This is a genomic window from Nocardia veterana NBRC 100344 (assembly GCF_000308855.1).
GTDB lineage: Bacteria > Actinomycetota > Actinomycetes > Mycobacteriales > Mycobacteriaceae > Nocardia > Nocardia veterana.
Window position 1 is genome coordinate 26,493 of record NZ_BAGM01000053.1, and the last position, 15,703, is coordinate 42,195.

General features: G+C 69.8%; 13 protein-coding genes. 10 read left to right on the top strand and 3 right to left on the bottom strand.

Annotation, left to right across the window (positions count from 1 at the left end; all coding sequences use genetic code 11):
- Nucleotides 1-188 precede the first annotated feature (188 nt).
- From ON37_RS09050 to ON37_RS09060, 3 genes are all read left to right on the top strand, one after another.
- Complete coding sequence (locus ON37_RS09050) at nt 189-1,517, top strand: DNA polymerase IV (protein WP_245553127.1); 1,329 nt, start codon at nt 189-191, stop codon at nt 1,515-1,517.
- Nucleotides 1,518-1,629: 112 nt separating this feature from the next.
- Complete coding sequence (locus ON37_RS09055) at nt 1,630-2,127, top strand: WKL family lipoprotein (protein ID WP_157171393.1); 498 nt, start codon at nt 1,630-1,632, stop codon at nt 2,125-2,127.
- A gap of 202 nt (nt 2,128-2,329) precedes the next feature.
- Nucleotides 2,330-5,596: an arabinosyltransferase domain-containing protein gene (locus tag ON37_RS09060; protein ID WP_085997255.1), complete on the top strand. Its 3,267-nt coding sequence runs from the start codon at nt 2,330-2,332 to the stop codon at nt 5,594-5,596.
- 47 nt (nt 5,597-5,643) lie between these two features.
- Here ON37_RS09060 and ON37_RS09065 read toward each other — a convergent pair whose 3' ends face one another.
- Together ON37_RS09065 and ON37_RS09070 are read right to left on the bottom strand one after the other, a co-directional pair.
- Nucleotides 5,644-6,351, bottom strand: coding sequence for a sensor domain-containing protein (locus ON37_RS09065; RefSeq protein WP_040718407.1), 708 nt, complete (start codon nt 6,349-6,351; stop codon nt 5,644-5,646).
- 138 nt (nt 6,352-6,489) lie between these two features.
- The gene (locus ON37_RS09070) at nt 6,490-7,494 is read right to left on the bottom strand and encodes an FMN-binding protein (RefSeq protein WP_245553122.1); all 1,005 of its coding nucleotides are present in this window, start codon (nt 7,492-7,494) and stop codon (nt 6,490-6,492) included.
- A 112-nt stretch (nt 7,495-7,606) separates the two neighbouring features.
- Between ON37_RS09070 and lspA the strand changes: the two genes are divergently transcribed.
- The 7 genes from lspA (at nt 7,607) to ON37_RS09105 (ending at nt 14,962) form a co-directional block, all read left to right on the top strand.
- Entirely contained in the window at nt 7,607-8,311 is a 705-nt protein-coding gene (gene lspA, locus ON37_RS09075) for a signal peptidase II (RefSeq protein WP_083892839.1), read from the top strand.
- Nucleotides 8,308-9,234, top strand: a complete 927-nt coding sequence (locus ON37_RS09080) for an RluA family pseudouridine synthase (RefSeq protein ID WP_040718408.1) — start codon at nt 8,308-8,310, stop codon at nt 9,232-9,234. Before lspA ends, ON37_RS09080 begins: the two co-directional genes overlap by 4 nt.
- Complete coding sequence (locus ON37_RS09085) at nt 9,231-9,914, top strand: hypothetical protein (RefSeq protein ID WP_245553123.1); 684 nt, start codon at nt 9,231-9,233, stop codon at nt 9,912-9,914. The genes ON37_RS09080 and ON37_RS09085 overlap by 4 nt, the downstream gene beginning before the upstream one ends.
- A 114-nt stretch (nt 9,915-10,028) precedes the next feature.
- A complete protein-coding gene (locus ON37_RS09090) occupies nt 10,029-12,452 on the top strand; it encodes a cation-translocating P-type ATPase (RefSeq protein WP_040718409.1) in 2,424 nt (807 codons plus the stop codon).
- A 143-nt stretch (nt 12,453-12,595) separates the two neighbouring features.
- Nucleotides 12,596-13,441, top strand: coding sequence for a PhzF family phenazine biosynthesis protein (locus ON37_RS09095; protein WP_040718410.1), 846 nt, complete (start codon nt 12,596-12,598; stop codon nt 13,439-13,441).
- A 121-nt stretch (nt 13,442-13,562) separates the two neighbouring features.
- The gene (gene rarD / locus ON37_RS09100; protein WP_040718439.1) at nt 13,563-14,468 is read left to right on the top strand and encodes an EamA family transporter RarD; all 906 of its coding nucleotides are present in this window, start codon (nt 13,563-13,565) and stop codon (nt 14,466-14,468) included.
- 80 nt (nt 14,469-14,548) lie between these two features.
- Complete coding sequence (locus ON37_RS09105; protein WP_040718411.1) at nt 14,549-14,962, top strand: VOC family protein; 414 nt, start codon at nt 14,549-14,551, stop codon at nt 14,960-14,962.
- Nucleotides 14,963-15,025: 63 nt separating this feature from the next.
- On the opposite strand, the gene ON37_RS09110 is transcribed toward ON37_RS09105, so the two are convergent.
- Nucleotides 15,026-15,643 carry a class I SAM-dependent methyltransferase gene (locus tag ON37_RS09110; protein ID WP_040718412.1) on the bottom strand — a complete coding sequence of 206 codons (618 nt, stop codon included), beginning with the start codon at nt 15,641-15,643 and terminating at the stop codon, nt 15,026-15,028.
- Nucleotides 15,644-15,703 lie beyond the last annotated feature (60 nt).

Genomic DNA, 15,703 nt, shown 5'->3' on the forward strand with positions numbered 1-15,703 from the left:
GTGGCGGCGTGCCCCCGGCCGGAGGCACAGGAATCCGACAGCAATCTCGCAGGCGCCGGGCAGGGCGGGGCCCGCGGCGCTGTCGCACTCCGGTCCGTGCGCGCGGTCCAGGGGTGGCGGTGACGGCGACCGCACCCGCGTCCGCGGGGGAGCGGGTCGCGGCGCGACGCTGGGTGCTGCACATCGATATGGACGCGTTCTTCGCCTCCGTGGAACAGCTCACCCGGCCGACCCTGCGCGGCAGGCCGGTACTGGTCGGTGGAATGGGCGGGCGCGGGGTGGTGGCCGGAGCCAGTTACGAGGCGCGGGTGTTCGGTGCGCGCTCGGCGATGCCGATGCATCAGGCCAGCAGGCTGGTCGGCGTCACCGCGGTGGTGATACCGCCGCGCGGGGTGGTCTACTCCGAGGTCAGCGGTCAGGTCTTCGATACCTTGCGGGCCCGCATTCCGGTGCTGGAGACGCTGTCGTTCGACGAGGCCTTCGGCGAGCCCGCCGAACTCGCCGGTGCGACCGTGGCGCAGGTGCGCGAGTTCTGTGAGGGGCTGCGCCACGCCGTCCTCGATCGCACCGGATTGGTGGCCTCGGTCGGCGCGGGCACCGGTAAGCAACTGGCGAAGATCGCGTCGGGGCTGGCGAAACCCGATGGGGTGCGGGTGATTTCGCCTGCCGATCAACAGACGCTGCTGGCCGGGCTGCCGGTGCGCAAGCTGTGGGGAATCGGACCGGTGGCCGAACATCGGCTGCGCTCGGTCGGGATCGAAACCGTCGGCGCCTTCGCGGCCCTGCCGGAGGCCGAGGCGGTCTCGCTGCTCGGTGGCAGCGTCGGGGCGGCGCTGCACCGGCTGGCCCGGGGGATCGACGACCGCCCGGTCACCGAACGGGCCGAGGCCAAACAGATCAGCGCGGAAACCACCTACGAAACCGATATCGTCACCATGGCCCAGTTGCGCCCGGCGATCGAGGCGATGGCCGCCGCGGCCCACCGGCGGCTGCTGCGCGACGGGCGGGCGGCACGCACGGTGGTGCTCAAACTCAAGAAGGGCGATATGGGCATCGTGACCCGTTCGCTCACCCTGCCCTACGCCACCGCCGACCTGGCGACACTGACCGCCGCCGCCCAGCGCTCGGCCATCGACCCGGTCGAACTCGGCTCGATCCGATTGGTGGGCGTCGGATTCGGCGGATTGTCCGCGGTGCGGCAGGAATCGCTGTTCCCCGAACTGGATCGCGACCCGGGGGCGGTATCGGAGGCGCTGTTCGAGGAGCCCATCGCGGCTCCCGCGGCCGATGCCGAACCGGTGGTGCCGCCGCCGACGCGCTCCTACACGACCGAATTCTGGTATCCCGGACGCGATGTCACTCATCCGGCGCACGGGCACGGCTGGGTGCAGGGCAGTGGGCACGGCCGGGTGACCGTGCGTTTCGAGACCCGCTCGACAGGACCGGGCCCGGCGTATACGTTCGCTGCCGACGATGACGATCTCGCCCCGGCCGATCCGCTCCTTAGTCTTCGTTGAAACTTGGCGGGTAGCGTGAGGCCACTCGTGCACTGCCGCCGGTCGGGTGGGAGCTGTCACGTGAACGGAACCAGACCAACTCGAACGCAAAGGACGAGCATTGAAGCTTCAGATGACTGGACGCATCGCGGTCGCCACCCTGGCTGTCGTGGCTGCGCTCGGCATGTCTGCCTGCGGTAGCGGTGACAAGCACTCGAGCCACAAGTCCACCACGAGCAAGGCGGCGGCCACCTCGGCCGCCAAAGTGCCGCCGGTGCCCACGGTCGCCGATCTGAACTCGGAGCTGGCGCAGGCGCTGGATCCGAACGTGCCGGCCGCGCAGAAGGCGCAGTGGCTCGAGGACGGCCAGGACGCGCTGGCCAAGGATCCCGAGATGATGCAGAAGCTGACCGATGCGTATCAGCAGAACAACGCCAAGATCAACGTCACCGACGTGGCGTACCTGGGCGGCGACACGCTGACCGCGAAGGTGGACTTCTCCGTCAACGGTGGCGCGCCGACCAAGGCCGACGTTCCGTTCGTCGCCCAGGAAAACCAGTGGAAGCTGCAGAAGAGCTGGGCCTGCGCCGGACTGAAGAACCTGGGGCAGCAGTCGCCCGCGTGCGAGTAGTTCGCGCCGTACCGGCCGGGGCCGGCATCCCGCACCGGGGTGCCGGCCCCCGCCGTCTCCGCGCCGGTGCGTGTGGGCGGGGCGAGGACGAGGCGGTATCCCGCGGCCGATGCGAAGCAAAACTAAACAAAGGCTGAGAAAGGCGGACGACTTCGTTCGCCGATGACGGCCCGCGCTAGCATCTGCCTCCGTGACCGAGACGATGGTGAGGGCGGACGACACGCCCGCGGCAGGACAGGGACACCGGATCGACCGGTCACGACTCGCCCGCTGGGCGCAGCCGATCGCCCTGATCGCCGGTCTGCTGGGCGCGCTGTGCGCCATCGCGGTGCCGCTGCTGCCGGTCCGGGTGGACCACACCACGTTGTCGTGGCCGCAGCAGGACTCGATCCGCAATATCGATGCGCCGCTGGTGTCGTACGCGCCGCTGAGCTTCGACGCCACGATTCCCTGCGCGGCCCTGACCCACCTGTCCGAGCAGGGCTCGACGCTGACCGCGACCATGCCGGACGGTGCGCCCGATCTGGAACGCTACGGCTTCGTCGCCCGGGTCCGGCCCGGAACCGACGGCAGGCCCGGCCAATTCGAGGCGGTACTGCGCAATCAGGCGCTGGTGAGCGTGCCGGTGGATCGGCTCGGCACCGGCTGCACCTTCGCCGTGCACTCCGAAATCTCGCACACCACCGCGACTCTCACCGGTGCCGAGGTGAAACCGGTAACGCTGCAGGGCGATTGGCGTCCGCAGCTGGTCGGCGTCTACAGCGATCTGACCGCGGCCGCCGGTACCACCGTCACCGCCGAGGTGGACAGCCGGTTCTCGGTGGTGCCGACCGTGATCAAGCGGACCGCGACCGTGCTGGCGGTCGTGTTCACCTTGATCGCGCTGGCCGCGCTGTTCCGGCTGGACCGGCTCGACGGCCGCCGCATCCGCCGTTGGCTGCCGCAGCGGTGGTGGACCTTCGGCATGGTCGACGCCGCGGTCCTGGGCAGCCTGGTGGTGTGGCATTTCATCGGATCGACCACCTCCGACGACGGCTACCAGTTCGGGATGGCGCGCGCGTCCCTGGTGTCGGGGTACATGGCCAACTACTTCCGGTTCTTCGGGGTGCCCGAAAATCCGGTCGGCACACCGCCGTACGACATCATCGCGCACATGACGGAGATCAGCACCGCGAGTCCGTGGATGCGGCTGCCGACCCTGCTGGCCGGGGTGGTGACCTGGCTGGCGTTGAGCCGGGAGGTGATTCCCCGCCTCGGCGTCGCCGTCCGCCACGATCGAATCGCGGTGTGGACCGGTGCGCTGATCTTCCTCGCGGTCTGGCTGCCCTACAACAACGGGCTGCGGCCGGAGCCGGTGATCGCCGTATGCGTCCTGCTGACCTGGTGCTTCGTGGAGCGGGCGATCGCGACCCGGCGCCTGCTGCCCTATGCGATCGCGATCCTGGTGGCGGCCTTCAGCTTCACCGCCGCGCCGTCGGGTGTGATCTGCGTGGCGCCGCTGCTGGCCGGGATGCGCTCGGTGTTCCGGTTCGGCAGTGCCCGGGCCGGGGAGCTGGCCGCCGATCCGGCAACCGGCGCGCGCTCCCGCTGGGCACTCGTGCGCGGATACGGCGCCCTGCTGGCGCCGCTGGCCGCGGCCGGAGCCCTGGTGCTGGCGTTCGCCTTTGCGGTGCAGCCGCTGTCGGCCATGTTCGAGATGCGCCGCGTGCACACCGCCGTCGGGCCGTCCGACCCCTGGTACAACGACTACCTGAACTATCAGTGGCTGTTCATGCCCACCGCGGACGGTTCCATCGGCCGGCGTTTCGGCATGGTGGCGATGTGGCTGGGCCTGCTGGTCTGTGTGTTCGTGCTGCTGCGCAAGGGCGGGCGGATTCCGTTCACCGCCGGTGGGCCGGCGCGCCGGCTGCTCGGCATCACCTTCGCCTCGATGCTGCTGATGGCCACCACGCCCACCAAGTTCACCCACCACAACGGGGTCTACGCGGGTCTGGCCGGCGCGGTGGCGGTGCTCACCGCCGTCGCGGTCGGTCCGCGGGTGATGCGGTCACCGCGGAACCGGGCGCTGTTCGGTGCAGTGGTTGCGCTGGTCATGGCGCAGATCTTCACCAGCGTCAACGAGTGGTGGTACGTATCCAGCTACGGGATCCCGTGGTGGGACAAGCCGCCGTCGATCCACGGCTTCGGATTCAGCAAGGTGTTCCTGGCGGTGGCGGTGGTGCTGCTCGCCGTGGCCGGCTGGTGGCACGTGCGGGCACCGGAACCCGGTACGCCACACCGGATTTCGCGATTCGGCTGGCAATGGGCGAAGATTCCGCCGCTGACCGTCGCCGCCGCGCTGCTGGTGGTGTTCGAACTGGCCTCCTTCGCCAAGGGCGCGGTCGCCCAGTATCCGGCCTTCTCGCTGGCTCGCTCGAATGTCGATGCGGTACTGGGCAAGCCGTGCGGGCTGGCCAACGACGTCCTCGTCGAAACCGATCCCAATGCCTCGATGCTGGCGCCGCTGACCGGTGACGCGCAGTCCACCTTCACCGCGGGCGCCACCGGCTTCGTCCCCAACGGCGTTGGCGATCTCACGCCGGAAGGGGAACCGACCAACAGCAGCAGTATCTCCAGCGCGTTCGACAGCGGGAAGAATCAGGGCGAGGCCGGAACCCAGATGGCCGGTGCGCCACTGCCGTTCGGCCTGGATTCGGCGACCACGCCCGAGCTGGGCACCGCCGGTCAGCAGGATCCGGCCCAACTGACCACCGGCTGGTATCGGCTGCCCGCTGCCGCCGACCGCACCGGCATCATCGCCGTGACCGCGGCCGGCCGGATCCGGTCGATCGACAAGGACGGCATCGCCACCCCCGGGCAGCGCGTCGAAATCGAATACGGCACAGCGGATTCCGCGACCGGAGCGCATCCGCTCGGCTCGGTGGTCCCCATCGATATCGGCCCGACCCCGTCCTGGCGGAATCTGCGGGTACCCTTCGACCGGATTCCCGCGCAGGCCGACGTCATCCGCCTGGTCGCCGAGGACACCAGCCGCGACCCGAACCAGTGGGTGGCGCTCACCCCGCCCCGGGTGCCGCGCACCAGCACCCTGCAGGACATGGTGGGCTCACGCAGCCCGGTGCTGCTGGACTGGGCGGTGGGCCTGCAGTTCCCGTGCCAGCGGCCCTACGACCATCGTGACGGCATCGCGCAGATTCCGAACTGGCGGATTCTGCCCGACCGTACCGCCGCACACGACACCACGCTGTGGGAGAGCCACGACGGCGGCGGTCCGCTGGGCTGGAGCCAGCAGTTGTCGAATTCCCAGACCCTGGCCACGTATCTGAAGGACGACTGGTATCGAGACTGGGGTGAGCTGCAGCGGCTCACACCCCGCGATACCACCGCCACCGCGGCGGTGCCGACGGTCACCCGGCAGACGCACGGCGGCCTGTGGAATCCGGGCCACATCAACACCGCCTGGGGGTGAGGCGCGCGGGCGCCGAGCTCGTCGGCGCCCGCGCGGTCCCGCGGCCGCTACGGACCCGCGACGCCCTGTAACCGGCGCATCTGTTTCGCGGTGAGGTCCTGCAGCGCCGCCGGATCGACCTGTGCCGGTGAGGTTTCGGCGATCTGGACGATGCTGCTGCCGACGACGGCCACGGTGGCCGCCGAATACAGCGACATGCCATCGCTGGTGGTGCGGACCTGGAAGGAGGTCGACGCCGAACCGGCCTTCGGTTGATCCAGGCCGCCCACGCGATAGTCGACCGACGTGCCGTCGGCGTCGGTGCCGGAGTAGCTGCGGCAGTCGTGCAGCAGCTGCTGCACCGCCGAAAAGGCCTGCGCGGCACCGCCGTCGGCGTAGCTGGCGATATCGATGTCGATGCTGGCGAAATTCGGCGACGAGTAGTGCACCGCACCTCGGGCGGACGGGCGGGAGTGCAGATCGCCCAGGGGCGCCAGCACTTTCGCGCAGCGGGCCGGGTCGGTGCGGGAACGATCCTGCGGCATCGCTCCGTTGCCCGGCGCCGCGTCGTCGAGTGGGGTGAAACCCGCCGGTACATCGGCCGGTCCGAGCAGCAGCGACCGCAGCACATCCGAATCGGTGACGGCGGGCGAGGTGATCGGCGGCGCCGTGACGGTGGCCGGTAGTGCGGGCAGTCCGTCGTCGTGGCCACCGCACGCGCTCACGCCGGCCACCACGCCCGCGAGCACCGCCGCCGCCTTCCTCACGCGCCCCATCGCACCTGGGTCCGGATGTCGTCTACGGGTCGCATCGTTCCTCCTCGTCGGATCGGGCGGACATCATCACGCCGCCGTCGGGGTCACCGAATCCCACGTCCCCGCGTGGCCTGCCGAATCACGGTGCGGCACAAGCGTTCACGAGTCCCATTGCATGCGGGTGCTGAGATTCTGGCGCAGAATCACCGACGACCGGGGTTCGAGATAGGACAGGCGCCCGCCGATGCTCACCGAGCCCGCGACGGGCAGCGGCAAGCCGAGATCGACGGTGACCGTCCCCGTGCCGTGCATCGCGTAGTCGATGATGTCCAGCGAACCCGCGTTGTTGGGCAGGCTCCACGCCGACGACTTGGGGGTCTGCGTGATGTCGAGCGCGATGGTGGCCAGATTGCCGACCCGGCTGGTGAGCGTCGCGGTGGTCACCTGGTCGACCTCGCTCGGCTGTAGTTCACCCGCGACCTGCTGGTGCACCGTCCACACCGCGCCCTCACCCACCGGCTCGGTCGGGAAGGCCAGCGCGTGGTGGACCGCTTGGGTGAACGCGCGCTCCAGGGCCGCGCGCGCGCCCTCCGGGGTGGCCGGCGTGGTGGTGAGCCGCAACCACGTGATCGTTCCGTCGTCGCTCATCCGGAACCCCGCGTGCGAGCCGTCCGCGTTCGACAACTGCTGGGCGAGTGCGGGGTCGGTGGAGGTCACCGCCCCGAGCGTGAGGTCGATCCCGTTGTGATCGGTCTGCGCGGTGAGCGGGATCGTCACCGCCGGGGGTGAGAAGTCGCCCGCGTCCTGGTCGTTGATCTGTTGTTCGATGTGATGATCGGTGCGCAGCGTGACCTGCTGCGAGGTGCCGGGCCGGATGGCCGGGCGCAGCGGCGAACGCGGTTCCTCGCCGGGGGTGACCAGAGTCGCGACCGCCGCGGCGATCGGCATCGTGACCTCCTTGCCCAGCCCGGACGGTTCCACTTCCGCATCACTGGTGGCCTCGGTGCTGTCGCTGCACCCGACGCCGAGCGCGGACAGGGTGACCGCCAGCACCATCAACAGCACCCCCGACCGCGCGGCGCGCGCCGTCGGGCCCCGGCCGGGCGCGCCGGCGGGGCGCAGACCGGTCACCGAAGCACAGGAGTGGGAAGACAACAGCGTCACGCCGAACAGGGTACGACCGGTTCCTGAAAAACAGCTTTGACAGCTCGCTCGCCGCTGTCCCGGTGACAACACCGCGACGGGCCGGTGAAGCCATAAGGAATGATGTCTAGCTGTGAATACGGACCGGCCGCGTGAGCAGCACCTCGACGACCCCGATGAACCACCGCGCGCGGGCGCGGCGGGCGGGGACGCCGACCGCGACGACGACGAAGCCGGCACGCACGATCGCGACCCGGCCGGCCCGGGCACCGATGCGGGCGCCGGCGGCGAGAACGCCGCGGCGGCCGCTGCGCCGTTCCCGCGGCGCCTGCCGTGGCTGCTGGTGATCGCCGCGATCGTGCTCGCCGTCGATCTGGGCACCAAGGCGCTGGTGGTGGCGAAGATGACGCCGGGGGAACCGATTTCGATCATCGGCGACGTGGTACGCCTGACCCTGATCCGCAATTCCGGCGCCGCGTTCTCGATGGCGACCGGGATGACCTGGCTGCTGACCCTGATCGCGGTCGCGGTGGTCATCGGCGTCATCCGGATCGGACGCACGCTGCGGTCGCTGAGCTGGGCGATCGGGCTCGGCCTGGTGCTCGGCGGCGCGCTGGGCAACCTCGTGGACCGGTTGTTCCGCTCGCCCGGGCCGCTGCAGGGCCATGTGATCGACTTCATCGCGGTGACCAGGTGGTGGCCGGTGTTCAACGTCGCCGATTCCGCGATCGTGTGCGGCGCGATCCTGCTGGTGGCGCTCACCGTCTTCGGCTTCGAGCCCGACGGCACCCGCGCCCGCGACCACGAGAACGCCGGTGATGCGGAGGGCGGCGAATGAGGGAGACGCGAGCCATGCCGATCCCGGACGGCCTGGACGGCATGCGGGTCGATGCCGGGCTCTCGCGGTTGCTGGGCCTGTCACGGACGGCGGTCGCGGCACTCGCCGAGGAAGGGGCGGTGCAGATCGACGGGGTGGCGGCCGGGAAATCCGATCGGCTGGTCGCCGGCGCGTGGCTGGAGGTGGAGTTCCCCGAACCCAAACGTGAGTTGACCGTGGAGGCCACCCCGGTGGAGGGCATGAAGATCCTCTACGCCGACGACGACATCGTCGCCGTCGACAAACCGGTCGGCGTCGCCGCGCACACCGGGGTGGGCTGGTCCGGACCCACGGTGGTGGGCGGGCTGGCGGCGATGGGTTACCGCATCTCGACCTCCGGCGCCCACGAACGGCAGGGCATCGTGCACCGTCTCGACGTCGGCACCTCCGGGGTGATGGTGGTGGCGCAGTCCGAACACGCGTACACGATGCTCAAGCGGGCCTTCAAGCAGCGAACCGTGGACAAGCGGTATCACGCCCTCGTGCAGGGACATCCGGACCCGTCCAGCGGCACCATCGACGCGCCGATCGGCCGTGCCCGTGGCAACGACTGGAAATTCGCGGTCACCGCCGACGGTCGCCCCAGTGTCACCCACTACGACACCGTCGAGGCCTTCCAGGCCGCGAGCCTGCTCGACATCCACCTGGAAACCGGACGCACCCATCAGATCCGGGTGCACTTCTCCGCGATCCGCCACCCCTGCTGTGGTGATCTGACCTACGGCGCGGACCCCCGCCTGGCCGAGCGGCTCGGCCTGCAGCGGCAGTGGTTGCACGCCCGCAGTCTCGGCTTCGCCCATCCGGCCGACGGACGCTGGATCGAGATCACCAGCGAATATCCCGACGATCTGGAACATGCGCTGGATGTCCTGCGCACGGCATGAACGCAGAAGCGGCGATGCGGGCGACTGAGCGGCGCCGCGCCGTACTCGGTGCCGGGGTGGCGGTGATCCTGGTGGTGGCGCTGGTCGCGATCGGCGCGGCCCGGCCGCCGCGGGCGTCGGTGCTCGGCACCGATCGGCTCGGTCCGGATTCCGGTGAGCGCGTGCCGGATTACCTTGCGCGCGCCCAGGATTCGCTGATCGGAGCCGATACCGCGCCGCGTTGGGCGCTGGTGGCGCTGCGCGCGGGACGCGATACCGAGGCCGTGCTCGGTCTCACCGGTGGCCTGCGGATCTCGCAGGTGCTCTTTCACGTCCCGCTCGACCGGGTGTACACCCCGGTGATCACCGTGCCGGTCCCGGCCGGGGCAGCCGCCGTGCGGGCCGCGCAACCGGCCGCGGCCGGCGCGATGGATCATGCGCAGGCCGACGACGACCGCTCGCGTCGCATCGCCGCGGTGTCGGCCGCGCGGCTGCACGCCGGCTGCGCATGCGTGGTGAATCTGGTGGTGCGCGGCACCCTGGCGCAATTGCGCGGGCTGGCCGCACAACCGGACGTCCGCGGTGTGCAGGCGCTGCCGCCGGATGCCGCCGCCGGGGCGTTCGCGGTGCTGCCGCTGCTGCCGGAGCAGACCGACGTGGTGGGTCCCGGTCCCGACGACGGCGCGGTCCCGGATCACTGAGCATCCGGGCGGCGAGTCGGTCGACGCGGCAAGCCGGATGCCCGAATGTTGCCGGGAGCCGGCCGCGGGAGCGGGTGCCGTCCGATTCGCCGGAAACGCTCTAGGCTGTGCAGCATGTCGATCACCGAGCAGCAGACGCGCGCATCGGGCCTGACCGCGGCCGAGGTGGCACAGCGCGTTCGTGACGGGCAGACCAACGATGTGCCGGACCGCGCGAGCCGATCGGTTGCCGACATCGTTCGCGCCAACGTCTTCACCCGGATCAACGCCATCCTCGGTGTGCTGTTCGTCCTGGTGCTGGCGACCGGCTCGATCATCGACGGGATGTTCGGCCTGCTGATCGTCGCCAACAGTGTGGTCGGCATCGTGCAGGAGCTGCGCGCCAAGCGCACCCTGGACAAACTGGCGATCGTCGGCCAGGCCAAACCGGTGGTGCGCCGCGACGGCACCGCCACCGAGATCGGGCCGAAGGAGGTGGTGCTCGACGACCTGATCGAACTCGGCCCGGGCGATCAGATCGTGGTCGACGGCGAGGTCGTCGAGTGCGAACTGCTCGAAGTCGATGAATCACTGCTCACCGGCGAGGCCGACCCCATCGACAAATCGGTCGGTGCCAAGGTCATGTCGGGCAGCTACGTGGTGGCCGGTTCCGGCGCCTATCGGGCCACCAAGGTCGGCAAGGACGCCTACGCCGCACAGCTCGCCGCCGAAGCGTCCAAGTTCACGCTGGTCGACTCGGAGCTGCGCCGGGGTATCGACACGATCCTGAAGGTGATCACCTACCTGCTGATTCCGGCCGGCCTGGTGACCATCTACAACCAATTGTTCTCCAGTCATCAGTCGTGGCGCACCGCGCTCAACGGCATGGTGGCCGCCCTGGTGCCGATGGTGCCCGAGGGGCTGGTGCTGATGACCTCGATCGCCTTCGCCGTCGGCGTGGTGCGCCTGGGGCAGCGCAAATGCCTGGTGCAGGAGCTGCCCGCGATCGAGGGGCTGGCGCGTGTCGACGTGGTGTGCGCCGACAAGACCGGCACGCTGACCGAGAACGGGATGCGCCTGGCCGAGCTCCGGGTGGTCGGAGACACCCCCGAGCCACGGCTCCGTGCGGTGCTGGCCGCGCTCGCGCACGACGATCCTCGCCCCAACGCCAGCGTGCAGGCCATCGCCGAGGCGATGACGGAGGATCCGGGCTGGGAATCCACCGCGGTGGCCCCGTTCACCTCCGCCAAGAAGTGGAGCGGGATCTCCTACGGAGAGCACGGCAACTGGCTGCTCGGCGCGCCGGATGTGCTGCTCGACCCGGCTTCCGCGATCGCGGCCACCGCACAGGACATCGGCGCACAGGGGTTGCGGGTGCTGCTGCTGGCCTCGTCTGATCGTCCGGTCGACGATCCGGCCGCACCGCGGACGGTCACGCCGCAGGCCCTGGTGGTGCTGGAGCAGAAGGTCCGCCCGGATGCCCGCGAAACCTTGGATTACTTTGCGGGACAGGATGTCTCGATCAAGGTGATCTCCGGCGACAACGCCGTCTCGGTGGGCGCGGTGGCCTCCTCCCTCGGATTGCCGGGCGGCGATCACGCCGTCGATGCCCGGCGCCTGCCGGACGAGCGCGACGAGCTGGCGCAGGTGCTCGACGAGCACACCACCTTCGGCCGGGTGCGCCCGGACCAGAAACGCGCGATGGTCGGCGCGCTGCAGTCGCGGGGGCACACCGTCGCGATGACCGGCGACGGCGTCAACGACGTTCTCGCGCTCAAGGATGCCGACATCGGCGTGGCGATGGGGTCGGGTAGTCCGGCCACCCGTGCGGTCGCGCAGATCGTCTTGCTGGACAACCGGTTCGCCACGCTGCCCTATGTGGTCGGTGAGGGCCGGCGGGTGATCGGCAACATCGAGCGGGTCTCGAATCTGTTCCTCACCAAGACCGTGTACTCGGTGCTGCTGGCGTTCCTGGTCGGGGTGGCCGGAATCGGTTCGCAGATCTTCCATTACGACCCGCTGCCGTATCCCTTCCTGCCCCGCCACGTCACCATCGCGGCCTGGTTCACCATCGGCATTCCGGCCTTCATCCTGTCGCTGGCGCCCAACAACGAAAGGGCGCGAACGGGTTTCGTCCCCCGAGTGTTGCGGCTGGCGATCCCGTCCGGCGTGGTGATCGGCGTGATGACCTTCATCGCGTACCTGATCGCCTACCAGGGCGCCGCCGAGACCGAGACGCAGAAGGTCCAAGCGGGCACCACGGCGCTGATCACGCTGTTGGTGATCGCGGTATGGGTCCTGGCGATCGTGGCCCGGCCGTGGGCGTGGTGGAAGATCGTGCTGATCGGTGGCTCGATCGCGGGGTATCTGATCCTGTTCACGGTGCCGTTCACCCGCCACTTCTTCAAACTCGACCCCTCCAACGCCGAATTGACCGGCGCGGCCTTCGTCTGCGGGGCGATCGGCATCGTGCTGGTCGAGGTGGCCTGGTGGGTGACGGCGATGGTGACCGGCGAACAGCGGCACCTGTTCCCGGATTCGCCCGGCCGGACCCGCTGACGCGGAAGAGATTTCGGCCTTCGCCACGGTTTCGGCCCGGCTCGGCGGGCCGGACCGGGCGGCCCTAACTGGTCGCATGGTATGGCGCGCCGTGAACATCGTTGTGCCGCGGATCGATTCACCCCGCGGGTACCGTCGATTTCATGGAGGTCCTGCTGCATCAGATCGACGCGTTCGCCGATGCGCCGTTCACGGGCAATCCGGCGGCGGTGATGCCGTTGCTGGGGTGGCTGCCCGACGAGCTGCTGCAGCAGTTGGCCGAGGAGAACCAGCTGTCCGAAACCGCCTTCTACACCTCGGCGCTACCGCCGGCGGCCGGGCTGCCGCCGGGCGACGGTCCCGCCTTCTGGTTGCGCTGGTTCACCCCGGTCACGGAGGTGGACATGTGCGGACACGCCACTCTCGCCGCGGCGGCGCAGATCTTCGACGATATGCATCCCCTGGCGGACCGGGTGCACTTCTACACCCGCGGCGGCTGGCTCGCGGTCGGTCGGCACGGCACCGAACTCGTTCTGGACCTCCCGGCCGTCGAATCCCGGGACACCGTGCCCGACCCCGATCTGATCGCGGCGCTCGGCGTGCGGCCGTTGCGCGTGCTGACCGGCCAGGACGAGGTGGTCGTGGTCGCCAGCGAAGCCGAGGTGCGCCGGGCATGCCCGGATTTCGCGGCCTTCCCGCCGCTGGCGCGCGGGGTGATTCTCACCGCCCCCGGCGAGAGCGCCGATTTCGTCTCCCGGTTCTTCGCCCCTGCGGTCGGCGTCGACGAGGACCCGGTGACCGGTTCCGCCCACGCCCAGCTCACGCCGCTGTGGTCACGGGATCTGGGGCGCCGCGAGCTCACCGCCCGGCAGCTCTCCGCACGCGGCGGCCGGCTGCGCTGCCTGCTCGCCGGTGACCGGGTGCTGCTCACCGGCCGCTGCCAGCGGTATCTCGACGGCGTCGTCCGGCTCCCACAGGCCGACCTGCTGATCGCGCCGCCGATGGTGTGATCGTCCGAAACGCGCTCGACAGGTACTGCCGGACGGAAGTAGCGTGCGCGACGTGTGGGTGCGTGGAACACAACGGTAGGCCGGAGATGTGGACGGGTCGGGCGCGGACGAAGCCGGCGGCATCCGGCGCCACCGGTTCTCCGGTGGCGGCGGGGGAGTGGCGGTCGGTGCCGGCGCTTATCTGATCTGGGGGTTGTTTCCCGCGTTCTTCGGACTCCTGGATTTCGCCGGTCCGGTGGAGATCCTGGTCCAGCGCATTCTATGGACGCTGGTGCTGGTGGTCGCATTGCTGTGGGCGGCCGGGCGGCTGCGCGAACTGTGGGCCGTCGACGCCCGCACCTGGCGGCTGGCGGCCGTCGCCGCGGCGGCGATCTCGATCAACTGGGGCACCTACGTCTACGGTGTGACCTCCGGGCATGTGGTGGAGTGCGCGCTCGGCTACTTCGTCAACCCGCTGGTCACCGTGTTGTTCGGGGTGGTGCTGTTCCGGGAGCGGCTGGTGTGGCCGCAGTGGGTGGCGCTCGGGCTGGGCGGGGCCGCGGTGCTGGTGCTCACCGTCGACTACGGGCGGCCGCCGGTCATCGCGCTGGTCCTGGCCTGTTCGTTCGCCACCTACGGTCTGGTGAAGAAGGTGATCCGCCTCGATCCGATGCGCAGCGTCGCCGCCGAGGGGGTGGTGTCGGCGCCCTTCGCCTTGGCGGTGGCGATTGCGCTGAGTCTGCGTGGCGGCGCCGAATTCGGCCACGGCGCCGGGCATACCGCGCTGCTGATCGCCACCGGGCCGGTAACCCTGGTCCCGCTGCTGCTGTTCGCCTTCGCGGCGTCCCGCGTCCCGCTGTCGACCATGGGGATCCTGCAATACCTCACTCCCGCATTGCAATTGGCGTGGGGTGTGCTGGTCGGCCATGAGCCGATGCCGGCCTCGCGGTGGATCGGCTTCACCCTCATCTGGATCGCGCTGGCGATCTTCACCGGCGATGCGCTGTGGCGGGCCCGGCGGTTGGCACGGTCGAGTGCGGTGGGTTAGTGTCGGATTCGTGGCGATGCTCCCGTAGGCCGACTGGTACCGGTCCGGGGTCGGGATCGTCATGACCAAGGAGAAATCCACTGTCCGTTCAGTTCAATCACACCATCGTCGGCTGCCGTGACAATCGGGAATCAGCGCAGTTCTGGGCCGATATTCTGGGATTGAGTGTGGGTACCCCGTGGGGGCCGTTCATCCCGGTCACCGTCGACAACGGCGTCACCTTCGATTTCGCTCGAATCCCCCCGCACATCACCGATATTCAGCCGCAGCACTATGCGCTGCTGGTTTCCGAATCCGAATTCGACGCGGCCTTCGCGAAGATCCGGGAGCGGGGCCTGTCGTTCTGGGCCGACCCGCAACAACAGCGGGAAGGCGAGATCAACCACAACGACGGCGGTCGCGGAATCTATTTCCTCGATCCGAGCGGTCACTACCTGGAATTGCTGACCGTGCCCTACGGGGGCTGGCCGGCCGACTCCGCCGCATCGCGGTGACGACGCGACCGGCGGCCGAATCCCATTCGACCGCCGGTCTTTTCGGTCGACACCGGCGCGCGGTCAGGGCGAGATCGCGACGCCCAGCGACAGCGCGGCGAACGCCTTCGGTGCCGGCGAGTCGTAGAACCGGTCCACCTCGGTGATCTCGAACCCGGCGTCCTCCAGCAATCGCCGGATATCGCGGTTGAGGTGGCAGCCGCCGGCGATCACCTGCTGCAGCGGATCGAGCCGATCCTGCCAGCGGCGCACCTTCGCATCGGGCGCGAGCCCGTGTTCGAGAAAGTGAAAGGCCGCACCGGGCACCAGCACTCGGCGGATCTCGCGCAACGCGAGCGCGATATCGGGAATCGTGCACAGCGTCCAGGTTGACAGCGCGCTGTCGAAACTGTTGTCCGGGAAGGGGAGGGCCTGCCCGTCGAGACCGGCGCGTTCCACGGGCACCGGTGATTGCGCCACCCGTCCGGCCGCCAATCGCCACCCCAGATCGACGGGTTCGACCGCGCTCACCCGGCTCACTCCGGACGGGTAGAACGGGACGTTACGGCCGGATCCGAATCCGACCTCCAGCACCCGCCCCTGCAGCCCATCGCACACCCGCCGGCGCAGCCGATCGTTCGCCCGCATCCCGCAGACCCGGTCGATCAACCGCGGCAGCACCTGCTCGCCGTAGAGTCCCACCCCTCCACTGTGTCAACTCCGCTGCCGCACCGCTACCCCCGAACGCGCCGGGCCGGAGCG

Bases quoted from the DNA above. Each gene is read 5' to 3' on its own strand.
- ON37_RS09050 (WP_245553127.1), top strand. From the start codon at position 189: ATGGACGCGTTCTTCGCCTCCGTGGAACAGCTCACCCGGCCGACCCTG.
- ON37_RS09055 (WP_157171393.1), top strand. From the start codon at position 1,630: ATGACTGGACGCATCGCGGTCGCCACCCTGGCTGTCGTGGCTGCGCTC.
- ON37_RS09060 (WP_085997255.1), top strand. From the start codon at position 2,330: ATGGTGAGGGCGGACGACACGCCCGCGGCAGGACAGGGACACCGGATC.
- ON37_RS09065 (WP_040718407.1), bottom strand. From the start codon at position 6,351: ATGGGGCGCGTGAGGAAGGCGGCGGCGGTGCTCGCGGGCGTGGTGGCC.
- ON37_RS09080 (WP_040718408.1), top strand. From the start codon at position 8,308: ATGAGGGAGACGCGAGCCATGCCGATCCCGGACGGCCTGGACGGCATG.
- ON37_RS09085 (WP_245553123.1), top strand. From the start codon at position 9,231: ATGAACGCAGAAGCGGCGATGCGGGCGACTGAGCGGCGCCGCGCCGTA.
- ON37_RS09090 (WP_040718409.1), top strand. From the start codon at position 10,029: ATGTCGATCACCGAGCAGCAGACGCGCGCATCGGGCCTGACCGCGGCC.
- ON37_RS09095 (WP_040718410.1), top strand. From the start codon at position 12,596: ATGGAGGTCCTGCTGCATCAGATCGACGCGTTCGCCGATGCGCCGTTC.